This window comes from Sphingobacterium sp. 2149 (assembly GCF_031455655.1).
Lineage (GTDB): Bacteria > Bacteroidota > Bacteroidia > Sphingobacteriales > Sphingobacteriaceae > Sphingobacterium.
Map to the genome: position 1 here is coordinate 14138 of NZ_JAVDTD010000015.1, position 20897 is coordinate 35034.

The window sequence follows — 20897 nt, forward strand, 5'->3', positions numbered from 1 at the left end:
CGCCGTAGCCATCATTCTACGATCTGTTTTCTGTACTTCGAATCGATTATATATTTTACTCCTCTGGCATCTACAAATACAGGTTTGCCGAGGTATTGCTCGTCTATACGTCGATCGATAGCGGCGCGATACCTAGTGGTTGAGCTGGAGGAACTATAGGTGATATTTTCAACTGATTTTGCGGGGCTACTGATTACTTCCGAACCTTCATATACTTGGTCACTCACCCTACCTTTAAAACGCTTTTCGTCGGTTGCACTTATTGTTTTATCGTGATTTTCAGTATCATCCTCGTGAATTACATTAAGATTCCCCCTGTCGACTTGTGGGTTTAAAGGAAAGAATGGATCTAACCAGCGATATACTCCATGAAATTCAGGTACTGAGTTATAAAAAGCATGCATCTGTTGCGCTATTACACTATGGATTCCGCCTACTACAATCAGCACCAACAGTAAGCAACGTCTAAAGATTATTAATTCAACTCCTAACATATCTCTTTTTTCTTTCGTTGAATTACGTTCAAATAAAATGCCATCCCCCCCTTAGCGCCTCATGTTTAACACATTTTTAACTAAAGGAAATTTCACTTTCTAGTTCCCATGTAATTAAAAAGGCCTTACAGATTCTGTTGTCGGAGTTAACTGATATATATTTCAGTTATATACTTGAATACGATACGATCGGAGATTGCGTACTTATCAAAGAGAATACGGAGATCATCATATAACGTTTTATTTTTGTCTTGTTCTTTTGGGAAATAGGAGGATGAACGCACTCTTCCCAAAAAAGATCGGAGGTCTAAGATCTGTTGATTTGGCAAAGTTATCTTTTTCATTGCCCGGGTTCCAAAAAAGTGTTTAAGATCGTCATCACCAATATTTTTGTGGCTGACCGGCTGATAACTGGGGATATGACTGCGTAAAAAATGTTCATACTCTTGCTGAAAGGCATCCGTGGGATCGCGCTGGTTCCAGACGATTACCATATGTCCATTTTCAGTAAGAATACGGTCAAACTCTTTTCGACAGGCCTGCCGGTCGAACCAATGGAACGATTGTCCGGCAAAAATAAGATCAACACATCCGGACTCAATGGTCGTGTCTTCGGCGGTGGCATTCACTGCAATTAGATTCCTATAGGTTTTAAAATGATGCAACAAAGATTCACGCATTTCACGATTGGGTTCTACGGCAAAAACGTCATTTCCATTTTCGAGAAAGAGTTGGGTAGAGAGCCCGGTGCCGCTGCCAATATCGGCAACCAACCATTTCTTATGTAACCCGATCTGTTCTTTTAGCACCTGAATAATCTCCTTAGGGTAATTAGGTCTAAATTTTTCATAATCGACAACCCTGTCTGTGAATCTATCAATACTGTTTTTGTCCATACTAAGCATACTATAACTAGTCGATGATACCCTCATCTTTAAAACTGTAATATCCGTTATCGGTAAAGATTAAATGATCGGCAACTCTAATATCCATAATTTTAGAGGCTTCGACAATTTTTTGCGTCAGGATTTTGTCAGCATTGCTCGGATACAAAGTACCTGAAGGATGGTTGTGAATAAGTATAATGGCGTGTGCTTTGAGGCTGATTGCCGTTCGTAAGATTATTCGGACATCAACTGGCGTAAAATCATTACCGCCACGGCCAATGAGCTGCTTGTCCAATATTTTATATGCGGTATTCAAATACATTGTCCAAAATTCCTCATGCGGGAGGTCTTGTAATATTGGTTTCATAAGGGTATATACATAGCGACTACTGGTCACCTGTTTACGCTCTTCGGCGGGCAGTTCGTTTTTGCGACGAGCGAGCTCCAAGGCGGCAAGAATGGAAATGGCTTTTGCTTCTCCTATGCCTTTATACCTGCTCAGTTCTGCGACATCCATTGTGGAAAGTGTCTGCAGGCTGTTATTGGCATCAGCTAATATACGCCGACACAATTCTACGGCACTTTCATTTTTGGATCCAGAGCCAATCAAGATCGCTAATAATTCGGCATCTGTAAGTGCCCTACGACCTTGCTTCAAAAGTTTCTCCCTCGGGCGATCGGCCTCAGCCCAATCCCGAATGACTAGTTTGTACGAGTTTGGCATTTGCAGTTAAGTTATAAAAGGCTAGCGTACATAAATATACAAAAAAAGCTACTTAATATCCTGAGAAATAAACAATCTATCAATTAAAAAAAATTGGCAATAGGGATTTACTTCACATTTCACTCTGAAACGTTATCTTTGTACTTCATAAAAATTTTTTGAATATGAGTAAAGCGATCATTAAAACAGAAAAAGGCGACATGACTGTGGAGTTCTACACAGCTGATGCTCCAAATACAGTAGCCAATTTTATTAAACTTGCTAAATCAGGATATTATGATGGATTAGCATTTCACCGCGTGATTCCTGATTTCGTGATCCAGGGTGGTTGTCCAAATTCACGAGAAGGTGCCGCAGGCACACCGGGAACAGGTGGTCCTGGTTATAAAATTGACTGTGAACTGACTGGCGAAAACCAATATCACGATAGAGGTGTATTATCTATGGCTCACGCTGGCCGTAATACAGGAGGTTCTCAATTTTTCATCTGCCATAGCCGCAATAACACTGCTCACCTGGATCGTAACCATACCTGTTTTGGAAAGGTAACTGAGAATGTGGATATTGTTGACGATATCAGACAGGGTGACCGTATCTTATCAATTGAAGTTATCGAAGATTAATTCTTGGAGATTTAAATATAGTTAAAATGAATTTAAGAGGATTAGTATCCGTAACTGGTAAACCAGGATTGTTCAAATTGGTTGGACAAAATAAAGGAGGTTTTATTTTAGAAACCCTTGATCAGGCAAAAATTAAAACTGTAGTCAGTTTATCTTCGACAAAAATGGCTACTTTGGAAGACATCACAATTTATGGTGAAGAAGAAGAAATTCGGTTATTGAATATTTTTGAAACGATCAAAGAGAAAGGAATTGCTTTACCGGATACAAAATCAGATGGCGAAACGTTGAGAAATTTCTTCCGTGAAGTAGCGCCCGGCCATGATGAATCACGTGTCTATTCATCGGATATTAAAAAGGTGATTACTTGGTATAATATTATCAAAGAATTTCCTTTATTTGAAGAAGAAGCTCCTGCTCCTTTAATGTAGATTTTACCTAAATCAAATAAAAAACGGAGTTGATTATTGATCAACTCCGTTTTTTATTTGACGTACTAATGAAACACGACATCAAGCACCCTTTGTTCGACGCTATATTGATCACTGGGGCCATCAGCCCTGGTACGCATTTTTGTCACTTCAAATTCTTTGGGTCCAAATTGCTTTTCAACGACAGCTGTTGTTGTAAAACGCAGTAGTGAATTCTCGTCATCCTTAAGATAGGCATCAATTTCGAGAATCCCTTCGTTTTCATCAAACACATAAGGATGCAGTCTATTAATTCCTTTTGGAATCCGTGGACTTTTCCAAATGACAAATTTAGGAAGTGCTTTATCCTTCGGATCAATTTTATTGTAAATGGCCTGTTGGCAGGTAATGCCGGCAATTACTTTTGTTTTCCCCGTTTTGTCGATCATATAGTCTTTGGGATTTATTCGTATCTGCACTTTGGCAAACCCATGGGAAATTCCCTCTGGAAAGTTAAGGGAAATATTAATATCCTCATTTTCTCGATTTGCTAAAAAGCCTTCTCCTGTACCTTTAATGTAATTCACATAATTTTGCAACTGATAGGTTAAACCTTCAGCAATGGATTTTGCTTGTTGCTGATCAAATCTAATTTCCATCTTGCGTAAGGGAACAAGCATAAGTTCCATGCGTTGGAGGGGATTTCCTATATCAAAGCTATCTGCCTCCTTTTTTTGGGATTCGGGCAGTGCGGATATCGTTTTCCACAGAACGGCAGGTGAGCTCTCTTTATTCAGATTCATCAACCTGAGGAGTTCAGCAAAAGGCATATTCGGAAAGGTAACTTTTTGTTCGATTACCGCAGCATTGATACGTTTTGAAGAACGGATGTCAGTTGTTGTATTTGATTCTTCGTGTAATTTAACTTCTTTGGGGGTAGAAGATTGACAATTACAAAAAAGCAGTGATAGGCCAAATAAAGGGAGAGATAAGGCGTACTTTATTAGATATTTTATCATATCTATTTTTGTTTAAATGTATTTTGTACAAATTTACCTTATTTGCTGCATATATCACAAAAAAGCTCCAGAAATAATATCTGGAGCTTTTTTTCTTCGATTTGCCACTCGGGCTCATCAGGTTATTTAATGTCCTTTTGGTTCGGCGTCGATACGTTTAATATCTGCACCTAATTTCCGTAAGCGCTCTTCGATATCTTGATAGCCGCGTTCAATTTGTTCGATGTTGTGGATCACAGACTTTCCTTTTGCCGATAAGGCTGCAATGAGTAGGGATACTCCGGCACGGATATCAGGGGAAGTCATTTCAATACCTCTCAGGTAATGTGATTTGTTCAATCCAATAACCGTGGCGCGATGTGGGTCACACAAAATAATCTGAGCCCCCATATCAATCAATTTGTCCACGAAGAACAAACGGCTCTCGAACATTTTTTGGTGGATCAATACATTTCCTTTTGCCTGCGTTGCTACCACGAGCACTATACTCAATAAATCTGGCGTAAAACCTGGCCAGGGTGCATCCGAAATCGTCAGAATAGATCCATCTATAAATGTATCAATCTCATAGGAGTCTTGTGCAGGAATAAAAATATCGTCACCACGTAATTCAAACTTGATACCCAAGCGCGAAAATACAGATGGGATAACACCAAGTTCTTCAAAACAGACGTCCTTAATTGTAATTTCCGAACCTGTCATTGCTGCCAATCCGATGAAGGAACCTATTTCAATCATATCGGGCAACATACGGTGTGAAGTACCGCCAAGACGTTCTACACCTTCTATGGTCAACAAATTAGATCCAATACCGGATATTTTTGCTCCCATGCGGTTTAGCATCTTACATAATTGCTGTAAATAAGGCTCACAAGCTGCATTGTATATCGTTGTTGTGCCTTTGGCCAATACAGCAGCCATTACAATGTTGGCAGTACCGGTCACTGAAGCCTCGTCCAATAGGATATAGCTGCCTTTTAGCGCTGTTGCATCAACATTAAAAAAATGATTGGTAGGATCGTAAATGAATTTAGCTCCCAATTTTTCAAAGCCCAAAAAATGTGTATCCAATCGTCTACGGCCAATTTTATCACCACCCGGTTTTGGGATAGCTGCCTTGCCGAATCGAGCCAACAAAGGGCCAACAATCATGATAGAGCCCCGCAACCCCCCTCCTTTTTCTTTAAATTCGGGCGATTGAAAATAGTCTATATTTATATCTTTCGCTTCAAAAACATAGGTATCCTTATCAATGCGATTGATTTTAACACCTAACGCTCCTAACAGATCAATCAACTTATTGACATCTTTAATATCTGGAATATTACTGATGGTCATGGGTTCTTCTGTCAGTAAAACTGCAGAAAGAATCTGTAAGGCCTCATTTTTTGCTCCTTGAGGAATAATCTCTCCCTTTAACGGTTTTCCACCGATTATTTCAAATGCGTTCATTTATTCTATAAGTGATATCTTCTTAATACATACTCTCCGCTTGTATTTCCCTTGGGTATTTGGTTTATTGTTCCTTAAAACAGCGCGTTTTTTAAAAAAAGCAGGCAATTGTAAAGAAATCTATTAATCACTTCGCAATTGCCTGCTTCTTTGAACAATCTTTAAGAACTAGCCTCGTTTGTTATTATAGTTACCCTGTGGCTTTCTGTTTCTGTTATTATTATTACTTCCGTAACTATTGCTATTGTTACTTCCGTAGCTATTACTGTTGCTTCCGTAGTTGTTGCGCTTGGTATTATTGTTATTGTTGTTTGCCATACGAGGCTTACCACCACCTTTCGACTGATGGCCGGGATTATTGTTATTGCTATTGTTATTATTTCCGCCAGAATTACTATTAGCTGGACCTTTAACGCGATTTCCCGGAGGCGGCGTTTTAAAGTCAAGTTTAGTCAATACGGTACCTTCTGGTAAGGTCAATTGATAACCTGATAATTCTTTTAGATCCTGGATGATCAACTCGTCTGAAACAGAATCCTTATTCCAGGTCAGGTAAGCCATTTTCATAAAATTAGCGATACCGATGACCATCTGCTCTCTTTTGGCTTCGTCATTGGCCAATAACGCCTTTTCAATCATTTTCTCTACCGTAAAACCGTAATGTTTGAATCGGATGGAATGCTGTGGATAGCCGAGGTGCTCCACTTCGTGTTTCACGCTTTTGGCAGTAGCAATTGGATAAGGCGAGTCGATATCCAATTTAAAATCAGAAATAATCTGTAGGTGGTCCCACAGCTTATGTTTAAAATCAGACACATCTCTCAGATGTGGGTTTAATACCCCCATCATATCGATTACAATTTGTGCGTGTTTATTTCTTTCTTCCTTTGTGGGTAAAGTACAGATGTAATCTACCATATTTTGCACATTGCGACCATATTCTGCAAGGATCAATTTTGGTCTAGTGCTGTTGTAGTCAAAGTTCATATAGCTAATATAAGTACCTAAGTAAACGATCAAGATGTCGTTTTGGTATTTTATTATTGAATTATTCTAAGTTTTGCAAATTTAAGCAACAATTGTTTCTGTCCCAACTCTTTAAAGAAAATAGTTGCTTTTATATCTCCTTTGTTTCCTTCGAGATTAACAACTTTCCCAAATCCGAAGCGTTCATGTTCAACTTCCATGCCGACTTGAAGGTTTGATGTATCGGAAGGAGCAAAACCCGCAGTAGGTTTGTGGGCTTTTGGCAGTATTGACGTCGTCTTCACCATCGGCTTAGGCTTAGGTTTAGAAAATGTGTCATCACTGTCCTTTTGTTGCCATGCAATTCGTTCGCCTTGAAAACTTCCGGCTGAGGCAGAAGTTTGTCGTGGTTTAAAATCCAATGCAAGACATGCCGGATTCAATTCATCCAAGAAGCGACTGGGTTCGCAATTATTGAGCGTTCCCCAACGATATCGCGAAGTAGCATACGAAAGTAGTAATTTTTTTTCAGCTCTCGTAACAGCGACATAAAAAAGTCTTCGTTCTTCCTCCAATTCCGACCTGGAATTCAAAGATAACTGCGACGGAAATAAGTTTTCTTCCAAACCAACAATAAAGACAATCGGAAACTCCAGCCCTTTAGAAGAGTGGATGGTCATTAAAGACACGGTATCAGCGTTTGGATCTTTATCGTTATCGTCGTTGGTCAACAAAGCGATATCCTGCATATAAACGTCCAGTCCGCGCTCTTCAATATCCTCTCGCTCCGAAAATTCCTTAATACCATTGAGGAGTTCCTGGATATTTTCGTAGCGCGCCAATCCTTCTACGGACTTATCTTCATACAATTCCTTTAGAATACCACAGTGCTGAGCAATGTGCATGGCCGTATCAAAAGCGCTATTGTTCTTAGCCAAAGCCTGAAAACTCTGTATCATCTGTGCAAAACCACCAACAGAGGTTGCACTACGTCCATCAAGAAACTGAGCCGCATTGGCAACAACATCCCAGATTCGGTATTGATTCTGATCTGCTGCGATCATAATCTTCTCGATTGTCGTATCTCCGATCCCGCGACGCGGATAATTGATAACGCGCTTTAATGCTTCCTCGTCGTTTGGATTAAAGGTGAGCCTGAAATAGGCGATCAGATCTTTAATTTCTTTCCGTTGATAGAACGAGGTACCGCCATATATTTTATAGGGAATATTAATTTTGCGTAAGGCCTCCTCCATTGCCCTGGATTGGGCATTGGTACGGTAAAGAATAGCAAAATCTTTATAATTAAGACCCTTTATCGATTTCTCTTCAATGATCAGATCGGCTACGATTTTACCTTCCTCATTGTCAGAGAACGCACGTGAAACCTTGATTTTCTCACCTTCTTCGTTATCAGAAAAGACATTTTTCTCCAATTGATTCTGATTGTTGGCGATCACCGAGTTAGCCGCATTTACGATCATTTTAGTAGATCGATAATTCTGTTCCAGTTTAAAGATCTTTACATCTGGATAATCCTTTTGGAAATTCAGGATGTTCTGAATATTTGCGCCACGGAACGCGTAGATGGACTGCGCATCATCCCCTACGACACAGATATTTTCATTTACTGCTGCCAGACGCTTGACAATGAGGTATTGTGAAAAGTTCGTATCCTGATACTCGTCGACCATCAGATAACGAAACTGGTGCTGATATTTATGCAGTACCTCTGGATGCTTATTGAGCAAGACATTTGTCTTGAACAGCAAATCGTCAAAATCCATGGCGCCTGCACGGTAGCAGCGTTGGGCATAGGTCATATAAATTTGTCCCAATTGCCCACGACCATTTGAAATATCTTCGGCCAAGATGGCTTCATTCTTATTATATTCCTGCGGTGATATCAGGTTGTTTTTTGCCTGCGAGATACGCCCGTATACATGATTGACATTATACAGCTTATCATCGAGATTCATTTCTTTTAGGATGGCACGCAACAAGCTTTTGGTATCGTCGGTATCGTAGATTGTAAAGTTTCTGGGATACCCGATCAATTCAGCTTCTACCCGGAGTATTTTTGCAAATACGGAGTGGAATGTTCCCATCCAAATATTTTTCGCTTCGCTCCCAACGACAGAAACGATACGCGCGCGCATCTCTTTGGCTGCCTTGTTGGTAAATGTCAACACCAAGATATTGAATGGATCAACACCTTTTCGAATCAAGTGTGCTACACGATAGGTAATCACCCGTGTTTTTCCTGAACCAGCTCCTGCAACAATCATCACAGGACCTTCTGTTTGCTCTACGGCTCCTCGTTGTGAAGGGTTTAAACCCGCTAAATAATCCAAATTAACTCCTTAAATTTTAAAACCTGAGAATAGGGTATAAAAGTACAAATTTCCTGTCGATCCCTCGGGCTATCCTGCTAATATTTTTACACAAAAAAAACCGATAATAAAGATTATCGGCTTTTATATCAAATAAGCAGTATTTAGCCTCTGCTATTATAATTTGGTGCTTCCTTCGTAATGGAAATATTATGTGGGTGAGACTCTCTCAAGCCTGCTCCTGTAATACGGACAAACTGAGCTTCCTGCAACTTCTCAATTGTTGCAGCACCACAGTAACCCATGGAAGCGCGCAGTCCACCGACATATTGATAAACGACTTCAGCCAGTGTACCTTTATAAGGAACACGACCAACAATACCTTCAGGAACCAGTTTTTTAATATCATCTTCCACGTCTTGGAAATAACGGTCTTTAGACCCTTTTTCCATCGCTTCAATTGAGCCCATACCGCGGTAAGACTTAAACTTACGTCCTTCGTAGATAATGGTTTCACCTGGGGCTTCTTCCACTCCTGCGAATAATGAGCCGGCCATAATCGTGCTTGCTCCAGCGGCAATTGCTTTTGCAATATCGCCTGTCTGTTTGATACCACCATCTGCAATCAATGGTACGCCAGTTCCTTTCAGTGCTTTCGCTACTTCATATATCGCATAAAGCTGAGGGACACCGACACCTGCGATAATACGTGTTGTACAGATTGATCCGGGTCCGATACCAACTTTTACCGCGTCTGCACCTGCTTCAGCCAAAGCGGTCGCAGCCGCACCTGTAGCAATATTTCCAACGATGACCTGAAGTTCAGGAAATTGGGCTTTCACTAATTTCAGCTTATCGATCACCCCTTTTGAATGCCCATGTGCCGTGTCAATGGTGACTACATCTACTCCCGCCTTCACCAACGCTTCAACGCGGTCCAATGTATCTGGCGTAACGCCTACTGCAGCGCCCACCAATAAACGTCCATGGCTATCTTTAGCGGCATTTGGATAATGCTTATATTTTTGAATATCTTTAAATGTAATCAAACCTTTCAAAATTCCTTCACTATTGACTACTGGAAGTTTTTCGATCTTTTCGTTTTGAAGAATCTCCTCAGCTTTCACCAAATCTGTTCCTTCGGGTGCCACGACAAGATTTTCTTTCGTCATCAATTCATTGATTGGTCGAAGCATATCTTTTTGAAAACGAAGGTCACGATTGGTTACAATACCGACTAACTGCCCATTTTCATTCACAACGGGAATACCACCGATCTTGTGCTCCTTCATGATATTAAAGGCGTCTCCCACTGTTGCTGTTGCCAATAAAGTAACAGGATCCTGAATCATCCCGCTCTCCGATCGCTTAACTTTGCGTACTTCAGCAGCCTGTTCTGCAATAGTCATGTTTTTGTGCAACATACCAATACCGCCAGCTTGTGCAATCGCTATGGCTAAATCAGCACCAGTTACCGTATCCATTGCTGCAGAAACCAATGGGATATTTAATTTGATTTTTTTTGTTAGCGAAGTACTCGTATCAACGTCACGGGGTAAAATTTCAGAATAAGCTGGAATTAATAAGACGTCATCGTAAGTGAGACCTTCTGCTACGAATTTTTGTGGATCTAATTGCATGGCAAATATGTATTGGGTTTTCTATTTGCCAGGCAAATTTAAGAAAAATAAGTAATATTAAAAAATAAAATTTAGAAATTACAATCGAAAGACAAATTAGAACCATTATGAATTAAACATTCCATTTCCTTTATTTCAGAACGCGATTATTTTTTGGCAAGCTATTTGCTTTCGGTAACACGAAAAGTTATTTTAATTAATGAAAATATAAAGATAAGATAATTATGAAAAAGACACTACTTTCATTAGCTGCTGTCGCAGCATTAGCATTTGGCACACAAGAAGTAAAAGCTCAATCTCCTCAACGCGCTGCAATCGGTGTGGTTTTCGACGGATCGATCGGTGACCTTTGGGGGGTTCAATACAAACAGTCAATGGGTGGCGCAAACAATGGTCAAGCGCAGGTAATGTTTGACGACCATGTGGTAGCCGTTGGTGCTGATTGGCAACATGCGAGACCTTTCCGTGGCGCTCCAGGTTTAGGTTGGTACGCAGGTGTTGGTGCACAATTAACGTTTGTAGACGTTGGCGACAACATTACTTATGTGGGATTGAGACCGCAATTGGGTCTTGAATTTAAAATTCCATCGGCTCCTATCGGTCTTCACGCTGACTGGAAACCAAATTGGACTTTAAACCATGGTTCTGATTTTGACGCTTCAACATTTTCATTTGGTATAAAATATACGTTGAGATAATAGAAGCAGCTCAAATAGCTTAAAAAAAAGGTTCTTCTCATCATGAGGAGGACCTTTTTTTATGAAATAAAATGCATAAGTATTTCTTTTTTTATTCAATTCTCCTATTTTTATGCCGTTGACCTAATTGGCATAAATAAAACTTTTCATTCTACAAAAATTTTATACCTTTGCCATTCTTGGTAAAATGTGATTAAACAAGAACTAATTATCAATTACATAAACAGTATTTAACATTATAATTAATACAATTAATAACAGACGATGCAAGGTAAAGGGCTGATTAAACTTTTAGTGATAGTGGTGTCATTAGCGTGTCTATACTCCCTATCATTTACTTGGGTGACCCGCAATGTGGAGCGAGATGCTGAGAATTTTGCCAAAGGAGACTTGGCAAAAGAGAAAAGCTATCTCGACTCAATGGCAGGTGAAGTAGTGTACAATTTAGGTTTTGCAAAATACACCTATCGGGAAGCTAAAGCAAATGAACTCGCTTTGGGATTGGATTTGAAAGGCGGTATGAACGTAACCATGGAGATCTCATTGGACGAATTGATCCGCAATTTGGCGAACAATCCAAAAGATGAGAAATTCAACAAAGCGTTGGAACAGGCAGTGGCAAAAAGTAAAACGAGTGCAAAAACAGTCGTTGCTTTATTTATGGAGGAATACAAATCCATCGGTGCGACAACGCCACTTTCAACATTCTTCTCAACAAAAGACAATGCTTCTTTAATTAAACCGGGTGATTCAGACTCAAAAGTTGAATCATTCCTTCAAAAAGAAGCAGACAATGCCATCCAAAATTCTTACAAAGTACTTCGTACGCGTATCGACAAATTTGGCGTTGCATCTCCAAACATTCAAATTCAACAAGGTACAAACCGTATTTTAATCGAATTACCTGGTGTAAAAGATGAAAGCCGTGTTCGTAACCTATTACAAGGTTCAGCTAAATTGGAATTCTATGAGACCTATACGAATCAGGAAGTTTATCCAATATTAGAAAATATCGACAAAACTTTAGCTTCAACGTTAAAAGCAGCCCCTGCTACAACAGGTACTTCCGTAGCAGACACAAGCAAAAAATCAGATGATTTGTTGTCCAACCTAACCGGTGGTAAAAAAGATGCGATAAAAGACAGTGCTGCTGTAAATCTTGGTCAGAAAAATCCACTGTTTGAAGTGTTGCGCCCAGCAGTTTATATGGGTGAAAACCAACAGATGGCACTAATGCCAGGTTCAATGGTGGGTATTGCTTCATTAAAAGATACAGCAAAAGTAAATGCATACTTGCAACGTCCGGAGGTAAAATCAATTCTCCCGGGAAACTTAAAACTTTTATGGGCTGTTAAACCTGAACAAAAGACACCTGAGCAACTATCTTTATACGCAATCAAAGGATCTGGGCAGGACAATGGTGCTGTATTGACAGGCGATGTGATCACCGATGCTACAGCGAACTTTGATGAGAAAAATCAACCAGTGGTTGGTATGCAAATGAACAGCGAAGGTGCACGTGAATGGAAGAAAATTACCGCAAAAGCGGCTCAGAACAGAGATGCCATCGCGATCGTTCTTGATAATGTGGTGTATTCTGCTCCTTCTGTAAATGGTGAAATTCCGAATGGTAGTTCTTCAATCTCAGGTTCTTTTACGGTAGAAGACACGAAAGATTTGGCAAACGTATTAAAAGCCGGCCGTCTTCCAACGACTGCTAAAATCGTTGAAGAAGCCATCGTGGGTCCTACTTTGGGTCAAGCTGCCATCGACGCCGGTGTTAACTCGGCTGTTATCGGTATTATCGTGGTGATGATCTTTATGATTGCTTACTACAATACAGCAGGTATCGTAGCAAACATTGCGGTGTTATTAAACGTATTTATCATTATGGGGGTATTGGCATCCTTAAATGCTGTACTCACCTTGCCTGGTATCGCGGGTATCGTATTGACGATGGGTACCGCAGTGGATGCGAACGTCTTGATCTATGAACGTATCCGTGAAGAACTGGGCTTAGGTAAATCGATCCGTCAAGCGGTTGCAGATGGTTACAAACATGCTTTACCTTCCATCCTGGATTCACAGATCACAACCTTCTTAATTGGTATCATTCTGTTCTTATTCGGTAGTGGTCCGATCTTAGGTTTCGCTACAACGTTAATGGTGGGTATTATTACTTCGTTGTTTACGGCAATCTTAGTGACACGCGTGATCTTTGAATGGATGTTGGCGAAAGACTTCAAAATTAAAGTCTCTTTCCCTTGGTCTGCAAAAACCTTGCAAAATGCAAACTTCAAATTTGTTCAGAAACGTAAAATCTTTTATGCGATCTCTATCGTTGCCGTGTTAATTTCTGCTGCATCCATTTTCACAAAAGGATTTAGTTTAGGTGTGGATTTCCAAGGTGGACGTACTTATACTGTTCGTTATGACAAACCTGTGGACTTAGAAGCTGTACGTACAAACTTGGATGATATCTTCAAAAAAACAACAGAAGTAAAAGTTTTTGGTGCAGCCAACCAGTTACGTATCACAACAACTTACCATATCGAGGAAACTTCGGACACTGCTGACAAAGAAGTATTGGATAAATTAAACCAAGGTCTATCAAAAGTAGACGCTTCCAATAAACATGAAATCCTTTCGTCTCAAAAAGTTGGGCCAAGTATTGCTACTGATATCAAGTCTAGAGCGACCAGTTCGGCAATTTTCTCTATCATCATTGTTGCTGCTTACATTTTGATTCGTTTCCACAAATGGGAATATTCAGTTGGAGCAGCTATTGCAACAATCCACGATGCGATTATTTTATTGGGCTTATTCTCTCTCTTGGATGGCATCGTACCATTCTCGCTTGATATTGACCAACACTTTGTGGCAGCGATATTAACGGTCATTGCTTACTCGGTGAATGATACAGTGGTTGTATTTGACCGTTTACGTGAATTCGTATCAAAACCAAATGCACATAATGAAGATCTTGGCGATGTCGTCAACCATGCGATCAACTCGACGTTAAGTAGAACGATCATTACCTCATTGACGATTGTATTTGTTCTTGCAGTCCTGTTTATTTTCGGTGGTGAAGTTATCCGTGGATTCTCATTCGCAATCTTAATCGGTGTAATCGTAGGTACATACTCATCGATTATTTTAGCGGCACCTTCGGTATATGACTTGCGTAAAGGAAAACATTTGGCTGAAGGTAATACGGCTAAAAAAGCTGAGGTCGTAAGACCATAATAAAGCTCTTTGCAGCAAAAAAACGCATTGAGTATTGGAGTGCCCCCAAAAAGTTAGCTACTTTCTGGGGGCATTTTTTATTGCATTCAAATTACTTGTCACACTAAATATTTTAAATATATTTGTTGTGCTAAATATTTGTATGCTAAACGAAAAATTCGACCGCTATTCTTTTATTCTCGACCAAACAGCCAAGAAAGTAAAGCAATTTGCCCAATCCTCTTTTGCGGAGAAAGGATTTGATATCACTGTGGATCAGTGGACCATTTTAAAGGCTTTGTATGAAACAGATCAGCTTTCGCAAAAAGAATTGGCGAAACGCTGCGGAAAAGACCAACCCACATTGACACGGATCGTTGATATCCTTCTTAAAAAAAATCTGGCTGAACGGGTCATTGACGAAACAGACCGTCGGAGCCTTTATTTGCACTTGACGGAAGAAGGAAAATTAAAAGTAGCATCGCTTTCACCAATTGTTGCGGAGATTCGTATGAAGGCCTGGGAAAATTTGACAGCGGAAGATTTTGACGCTTTTACAAGGATTTTGAACACAATATATAACAACTTAAATATAGAATAGCTATGATAAATACGGATATCTGTATCATTGGAGCAGGACCTGTTGGCCTATTCGCTGTTTTCGAAGCTGGGCTTTTAAAAATGCGCTGCCATTTGATTGATGTGTTACCTCAGGTAGGCGGACAGCTTTCGGAGATCTACCCGCACAAACCTATCTATGATATACCTGGTTATCCAAGTATAACCGCACAGGAGCTGATCGATAAGCAGCTTGAACAAATTAAACCTTTCGACCCTACTTTCACCTTAGGTGAGCGTGTAGAACAAATATCCAGACAGGACGATGGCTCTTTTATCGTGACAACTAATGAACATACAACTGTTCACACACAGGTTATTGTTATCGCCGGAGGCTTGGGCTGTTTTGAGCCGCGCAAACCGGAGATTCCGAATCTTCATCTCTTTGAAGGAAAAGGGGTAGACTATATGGTAAAAGATCCCGCCAAGTACCGGGATAAAAACATTGTTATTGCGGGTGGAGGCGACTCAGCTCTAGACTGGACCTTTCACCTCGCGGATATTGCGCAGCAGGTAACTTTAATACATCGGAGCGATTCCTTCCGAGGTGCCCCCGATTCGGCAGAGAAAGTATTCAAATTGGCCCAACAGGGGAAAATCAATTTATTGCTTTCCCACAGTCTGACCAATATTCACGGCAATGGCAGTTTATCACATGTTGAAACAGCAAGTAAAAACAAAGAAGTTATCGCTATAGAGGCAGACTATTTTATCCCTTTATTTGGCCTGACACCTAAACTTGGTCCAATTGCTGATTGGGGATTGCAAATTGATAAAAATGCCATTGAGGTCAATACTTTTGATTACTCCACCAACGTAGAGCGTGTTTACGCAATCGGAGACATCAATACGTATCCCGGCAAGCTGAAACTCATTCTTTGTGGATACCATGAGGCAGCCCTGATGTGTCAAAGCGCTTTTAAATTTGTCTATCCAGACCAGAAACTTACATTCAAATACACAACAGTAAACGGAATAAATACATTTTAGTTATGGAAGATAATTTAATTAAAATTGGTGTTGTTGACCGCGACGGGAGCGAAAATATACTGGAGATACCCACAGACATCAACCTTTCACTGATGGAAATTTTAAGAGCATCAGAATATGAAATATTGGCAACCTGCGGTGGGATGGCTTTATGTGCTACCTGCCATGTTGAGGTTATTGAAGGTCTAGAATCGCTTGCTCCAGCGAGCGATCAGGAGCTCGATATGTTAGACACGCTCCCCGATGCTGATGATCAAAGTCGGCTCGCCTGTCAGCTTTATCTACAGAATTGCAACAACGGTATGAAAATCAAGATAAAAGGTGCATTGCAGTCGTGATCTCATGGTGTATTTTATACACCATGAGATCACGACCAACATCTTTTTTTTTAGACAGTAACAGGTCGACATAAAAGACTAAAAATCAAACACCTACAAAACATATGATTGAAAGATTTAGCCTTTTCACAATAAATTTCACAACATATCGGCGCAATAAATAAATATTTTTTAGTTTTTTGAAGCAAAATTTAAGATATTTGCAGCTTAATTCGATTGTACCGAATTTTTACAACAAACTATTAAAAATATGCCAAGCAATAGTTCAAATAGAAAATTCCCAAGAGTAATCATTATTGGTGCTGGATTTGGAGGAATTGAAGTTGCTAAAAAGCTTAAAAATAAGGAAGTTGAAGTTCTGTTGCTGGACAGAAATAACTTTCATACTTTTCAACCTTTGATGTATCAGGTAGCCACGGGTACTCTTTCGGCGGATTCTATTTCTTTCCCTGTCCGCAAAATGTTCAAAGGCCAAGACAACTTCCGCTTTAGACTTGCTGACGTAAAGAGTGTAGATAATGAGGCCAAAATTGTAAGAACAGACGTTGGTGATTTTGACTATGATTATTTGATTGTTGCTACAGGTGCCACAACGAACTTCTTCGGCAATCAACAAATCACGAAATATGCTTTGCCAATGAAAAACATACAAGAAGCATTAAACATTCGTAGCTATGTTTTACAGAACCTGGAAGAGGCGGTACGGATAGAAAACCCGGCTGATCGTAAAGCCAATCTGAACTTTGTTATTGTTGGAGGTGGTCCGACAGGTGTAGAACTTTCGGGTGCAATCGCAGAAATCAAAAACAACGTTCTTGAAAAAGACTATCCAGAATTAAAAAAATCTGAGATGTCGGTTTACTTAGTCGAAGGACTTCCAAAAGTATTGGCCAATCTGTCTGAAAAATCTTCCAAAGATTCGGAAAGATACCTGAAAGATCTAGGTGTAGAAGTGTTATTGAATGTTCAGGTAACAGGATATGATGGTAATTCGATTACTTTCGCCGACGGCAGAAGCATTGAAACAAAAACTGTGATCTGGGGTGCCGGCGTAGCTGGCCAATATCCTGATGGCTTCAAGAAAGAAATTATCCAGCGTGGTAACCGTATACAGACTGACGATCAATGTCGCGTTATCGATATGCCAGGTGTTTATGCCATTGGTGATGTTTCGGCGTTTATTACAGATGATCTTCCTCGTGGCTTACCTGGTGTTGCACCGGTAGCTCAACAACAGGGAGCATATGTCGCTAAACACATCCTCCAAACGATTTCCAATCAACCAACTGAGAAATTCAATTATTTTGACAAAGGCTCAATGGCTACTATAGGCCGTAATAAAGCGGTAGTTGATATGGGAAAAATTCATTTTAATGGATTCTTTGGCTGGATGACGTGGATGTTTGTCCACTTGATGTCCATTTATGGATTCAGAAATAAACTAATCACTTTTGTAAACTGGTCAATTAAATTTTTCACAAAAAACAGTGGTGTACGTTTAATATTCCACAAGTATGATGAACCAGTTCCGGAAAAAAATCAGGCAGAAACAGTGCACTAGTCTTTTGATAGTATTTTCAACCTGAAATTAATCATTACCCCGACAGCGCCATGATAGCAAGATCATGGCGCTGTCTTTTTTATCCCCCTCTTATCTGCTTATCACTGGAGATAAGGTTGTACTCGCTGAATATCTAATCCACATCACAACATTAGCGTTCCACTGACTTGTCAACTCCAACCTCTATTTATTGGATTCTTTGTTTCGACTGTCATTGATTTCAAAAACAAATGTTTCATCCTTGTCTACAGGGTCATCCAATTTAAAATAACTTCGCCTAGCACGTAACATTTACAGATTATATTCGTTAAATTTAAAGACAGTTTTTTCCAGATAGAATTTACTTTCATAATATCTTTTTTTGATGTATAACCTCAAAAAGATTAATTTTTTTTGGTAGGTTTGCATATTATTCTAAAATAGCTTAAGGATTAGCAGATGGGCTTATTTAATTGGTTTACGCAAGAAGTTGCGATTGACTTGGGTACTGCAAATACCCTAATAATTCATAATGACAAAGTAGTAGTTGATGAACCTTCTATTGTTGCATTTGACCGCACCACAAATAAAGTGATCGCCATTGGCCGCCAAGCCATGCAAATGGAGGGTAAGACACACGACAATATAAAGACAGTACGTCCTTTACGTGATGGAGTAATTGCTGATTTTACGGCTGCTGAGCATTTGATCAGAGGAATGGTAAAATTAGTAAACAATGGCAAGAGCTGGTTTTTCCCTTCGCTTCGTATGGTTGTTTGTATTCCTTCTGGTATTACAGAGGTGGAAAAAAGAGCGGTACGCGACTCCGCTGAAATTGCTGGTGCTAAGGAAGTCTATTTGATTCACGAGCCCATGGCCGCTGCTGTAGGTATAGGGATTGATGTGGAAGAACCGATGGGTAATATGATTATTGATATCGGTGGTGGTACTACCGAAATAGCAGTCATTGCTTTGTCGGGTATCGTATGTGACCAGTCTATTCGCGTTGCGGGTGATAACTTTGACTCCGATATCGTTCAATACATCAGACGACAACACAACATCATGATTGGTGAACGTACGGCTGAAAAAATAAAAATTGAAGTGGGTGCTGCTCTTCCGGAATTGCAGGAACCACCCGCAGATTTTGCTGTTCAAGGGCGTGATTTGATGACTGGTGTTCCTAAACAAATCACTGTTTCTTATACCGAAATAGCCCATTGTCTGGATAAATCCATCTCAAAAATTGAAGAGGCGATCTTAAAAGCTTTAGAAATTACTCCCCCAGAATTATCAGCAGATATTTATCAAACAGGTATTTACCTGACTGGCGGTGGTGCGTTATTACGCGGTCTGGACCGTCGTATACAAGCTAAGACTAAACTTCCAGTGCACATTGCTGAAGACCCATTACGCGCTGTCGTAAGAGGAACTGGTATTGCACTTAAAAATATCGGACGATTTAAATTTTTGATGCAATCCTAACCGTTCGATAATTAATAACAATATTTTATTAAAGAGCGATATAATATGCAAAACTATTATATCGCTTGCTTATTAAATACCCACATTAAAAAATGAGAAACCTTTGGTTATTCCTAAGACGATATAATGCATTCTTTTGGTTTATCCTCTTTTTTGGATTCTCTTTATTTTTGGTCATCACCAATAATTCTTTCCAACGTAATTCGGTCTTAAATTCTTCGAATAGTATCATCGGAGGCCTTTATGCAAAAGTCAATTCCTGGAAAAGCTATCTTCACCTCGATGAAACTAACGATGCGCTCGCAAGAGAAAATGCGCAATTGAGAAAGGACTTACAGGCCTATCGGTCAACTGACAGCATCAACATTGGTCCTGTACCAGCTATTGATAGCAGCGAATTTGGGCGTTATGAATTTATTATTGCGAATGTCATCAACAACAGCATTCACCAAAAAGCAAATACAATTACACTTGATAAAGGGAGTAAGGATGGTATCGAGCGCGGAATGGGTGTGATCGCCCCCAATGGTGTAGTAGGTATTGTCTTAAATGTCTCACCCCATTTCTCGACGGTTCAATCATTGTTGCATCCTGACACGAGAATATCGGTTACGCTCGGTCATACTGAAGTATTTGGTTCGTTGGTGTGGGGCAATAGCATGGACTATCGCGCGGCAATGGTCAAGGAAATCCCAAATCACATTAAAGTCAACAAGGGGGACAAAGTATATACCTCAGGATATTCGGGCCATTTTCCAAAAGGGATTTTTGTTGGAACTGTCATTCAGACGGGTATCTCCTCCGGAGATGCTTTTTTAGATCTTAGAATACTGTTAAGTACCAACTTCTCCAACTTACAGCATGTGTATGTTGTAAAAGACCTGTTAAATAACGAATTAAAAACACTAGAAGAATCGACAAAGGACAATGGCTAGGATTTTAATATTTAATATTATTCGATTTATCGTGTTGATAGGCATGCAAGTTTTCCTATTTCAAAACATAGGTTACTACAATCTGGTCGCGGCATTTCCTTACATTTTGTTTGTTTTTTTGCTTCCAACGGGAACGCCTAATTTTCTGGTTTATTTGATCGCATTTCTAACTGGACTCACCGTAGATTCTTTTTATGATACTTTAGGTGTCAATACTGCGGCCTGTGTTGCATTAGCTGCTTTCCGCATTTTCTTCATGAAAATTACACTCGAAGTGGAAGAACGCGAATCTTTTTTCACCCCAATGTTGGGATTCATGAATATCCGTTGGTTCTTTTCTTATATCTTCTTCGGAACATTGATTCATCATACATTTTTGTATTTATTGGAATCTTTTTCCTTCCAACACATCCAATACACCTTATTGAGTATCGTTTTAAGTTGTATATTTACAGTAATTATCATGCTATTATTTAGCATATTATTCTACAAAAAGAAAGATCGGTTATAGTAGATCGAT

19 protein-coding genes are annotated in these 20897 nt (G+C 39.8%); 11 read left to right on the plus strand and 8 right to left on the minus strand.

The features are described from left to right. Positions 1 to 11 precede the first annotated feature (11 nt). From J2X77_RS20010 to radC, 3 genes are all read right to left on the minus strand, one after another. On the minus strand, positions 12 to 494 hold the full coding sequence (locus J2X77_RS20010; protein ID WP_310082194.1) for a hypothetical protein: 483 nt from the start codon (positions 492 to 494) through the stop codon (positions 12 to 14). A gap of 146 nt (positions 495 to 640) precedes the next feature. Further along, positions 641 to 1390, minus strand: coding sequence for a class I SAM-dependent methyltransferase (locus J2X77_RS20015; RefSeq protein ID WP_209578779.1), 750 nt, complete (start codon positions 1388 to 1390; stop codon positions 641 to 643). 16 nt (positions 1391 to 1406) lie between these two features. Further along, positions 1407 to 2105, minus strand: coding sequence for a RadC family protein (gene radC, locus J2X77_RS20020; protein ID WP_310082196.1), 699 nt, complete (start codon positions 2103 to 2105; stop codon positions 1407 to 1409). Between the two features lie 164 nt (positions 2106 to 2269). On the opposite strand from radC, the gene J2X77_RS20025 reads away from it, so the two are divergent. Further along, complete coding sequence (locus J2X77_RS20025; protein WP_209578781.1) at positions 2270 to 2728, plus strand: peptidylprolyl isomerase; 459 nt, start codon at positions 2270 to 2272, stop codon at positions 2726 to 2728. 26 nt (positions 2729 to 2754) lie between these two features. Beyond that, a complete protein-coding gene (locus J2X77_RS20030) occupies positions 2755 to 3159 on the plus strand; it encodes a DUF5606 domain-containing protein (protein WP_310082198.1) in 405 nt (134 codons plus the stop codon). Positions 3160 to 3224: 65 nt separating this feature from the next. Here the strand turns inward: J2X77_RS20030 and J2X77_RS20035 are convergent, their stop codons facing one another. The 5 genes from J2X77_RS20035 to guaB all read right to left on the minus strand — a co-directional run bounded on the left by J2X77_RS20035 (position 3225) and on the right by guaB (position 10548). Next, entirely contained in the window at positions 3225 to 4157 is a 933-nt protein-coding gene (locus tag J2X77_RS20035; RefSeq protein ID WP_310082200.1) for a hypothetical protein, read from the minus strand. 126 nt (positions 4158 to 4283) lie between these two features. After that, a complete protein-coding gene (gene murA, locus J2X77_RS20040; protein ID WP_209578784.1) occupies positions 4284 to 5609 on the minus strand; it encodes a UDP-N-acetylglucosamine 1-carboxyvinyltransferase in 1326 nt (441 codons plus the stop codon). Positions 5610 to 5777: 168 nt separating this feature from the next. Next, positions 5778 to 6596 carry a DUF4290 domain-containing protein gene (locus J2X77_RS20045; RefSeq protein ID WP_310082202.1) on the minus strand — a complete coding sequence of 273 codons (819 nt, stop codon included), beginning with the start codon at positions 6594 to 6596 and terminating at the stop codon, positions 5778 to 5780. Between the two features lie 53 nt (positions 6597 to 6649). Beyond that, on the minus strand, positions 6650 to 8929 hold the full coding sequence (locus tag J2X77_RS20050; protein WP_209578786.1) for an ATP-dependent helicase: 2280 nt from the start codon (positions 8927 to 8929) through the stop codon (positions 6650 to 6652). Between the two features lie 143 nt (positions 8930 to 9072). Then, positions 9073 to 10548, minus strand: a complete 1476-nt coding sequence (gene guaB / locus J2X77_RS20055; RefSeq protein ID WP_293957806.1) for an IMP dehydrogenase — start codon at positions 10546 to 10548, stop codon at positions 9073 to 9075. 224 nt (positions 10549 to 10772) lie between these two features. On the opposite strand from guaB, the gene J2X77_RS20060 reads away from it, so the two are divergent. The 9 genes from J2X77_RS20060 to J2X77_RS20100 all read left to right on the plus strand — a co-directional run bounded on the left by J2X77_RS20060 (position 10773) and on the right by J2X77_RS20100 (position 20888). Next, positions 10773 to 11246, plus strand: coding sequence for a hypothetical protein (locus tag J2X77_RS20060; RefSeq protein ID WP_209578788.1), 474 nt, complete (start codon positions 10773 to 10775; stop codon positions 11244 to 11246). A gap of 264 nt (positions 11247 to 11510) precedes the next feature. Next, positions 11511 to 14492: a protein translocase subunit SecDF gene (gene secDF / locus J2X77_RS20065; protein WP_310082204.1), complete on the plus strand. Its 2982-nt coding sequence runs from the start codon at positions 11511 to 11513 to the stop codon at positions 14490 to 14492. A gap of 142 nt (positions 14493 to 14634) precedes the next feature. Further along, complete coding sequence (locus J2X77_RS20070) at positions 14635 to 15072, plus strand: MarR family winged helix-turn-helix transcriptional regulator (protein ID WP_294186187.1); 438 nt, start codon at positions 14635 to 14637, stop codon at positions 15070 to 15072. Positions 15073 to 15074: 2 nt separating this feature from the next. Beyond that, positions 15075 to 16079 carry an NAD(P)/FAD-dependent oxidoreductase gene (locus J2X77_RS20075; RefSeq protein WP_209578791.1) on the plus strand — a complete coding sequence of 335 codons (1005 nt, stop codon included), beginning with the start codon at positions 15075 to 15077 and terminating at the stop codon, positions 16077 to 16079. A gap of 2 nt (positions 16080 to 16081) precedes the next feature. Next, complete coding sequence (locus J2X77_RS20080) at positions 16082 to 16417, plus strand: 2Fe-2S iron-sulfur cluster-binding protein (RefSeq protein ID WP_209578792.1); 336 nt, start codon at positions 16082 to 16084, stop codon at positions 16415 to 16417. A gap of 250 nt (positions 16418 to 16667) precedes the next feature. Then, complete coding sequence (locus J2X77_RS20085) at positions 16668 to 17978, plus strand: NAD(P)/FAD-dependent oxidoreductase (RefSeq protein WP_209578793.1); 1311 nt, start codon at positions 16668 to 16670, stop codon at positions 17976 to 17978. A 438-nt stretch (positions 17979 to 18416) separates the two neighbouring features. Continuing rightward, positions 18417 to 19442, plus strand: a complete 1026-nt coding sequence (locus J2X77_RS20090; RefSeq protein WP_046671815.1) for a rod shape-determining protein — start codon at positions 18417 to 18419, stop codon at positions 19440 to 19442. A 92-nt stretch (positions 19443 to 19534) separates the two neighbouring features. Then, positions 19535 to 20377 carry a rod shape-determining protein MreC gene (mreC, locus tag J2X77_RS20095; protein ID WP_209578794.1) on the plus strand — a complete coding sequence of 281 codons (843 nt, stop codon included), beginning with the start codon at positions 19535 to 19537 and terminating at the stop codon, positions 20375 to 20377. Further along, positions 20370 to 20888: a rod shape-determining protein MreD gene (locus J2X77_RS20100; RefSeq protein WP_209578795.1), complete on the plus strand. Its 519-nt coding sequence runs from the start codon at positions 20370 to 20372 to the stop codon at positions 20886 to 20888. The genes mreC and J2X77_RS20100 overlap by 8 nt, the downstream gene beginning before the upstream one ends. The last annotated feature ends 9 nt before the right edge of the window (positions 20889 to 20897 follow it).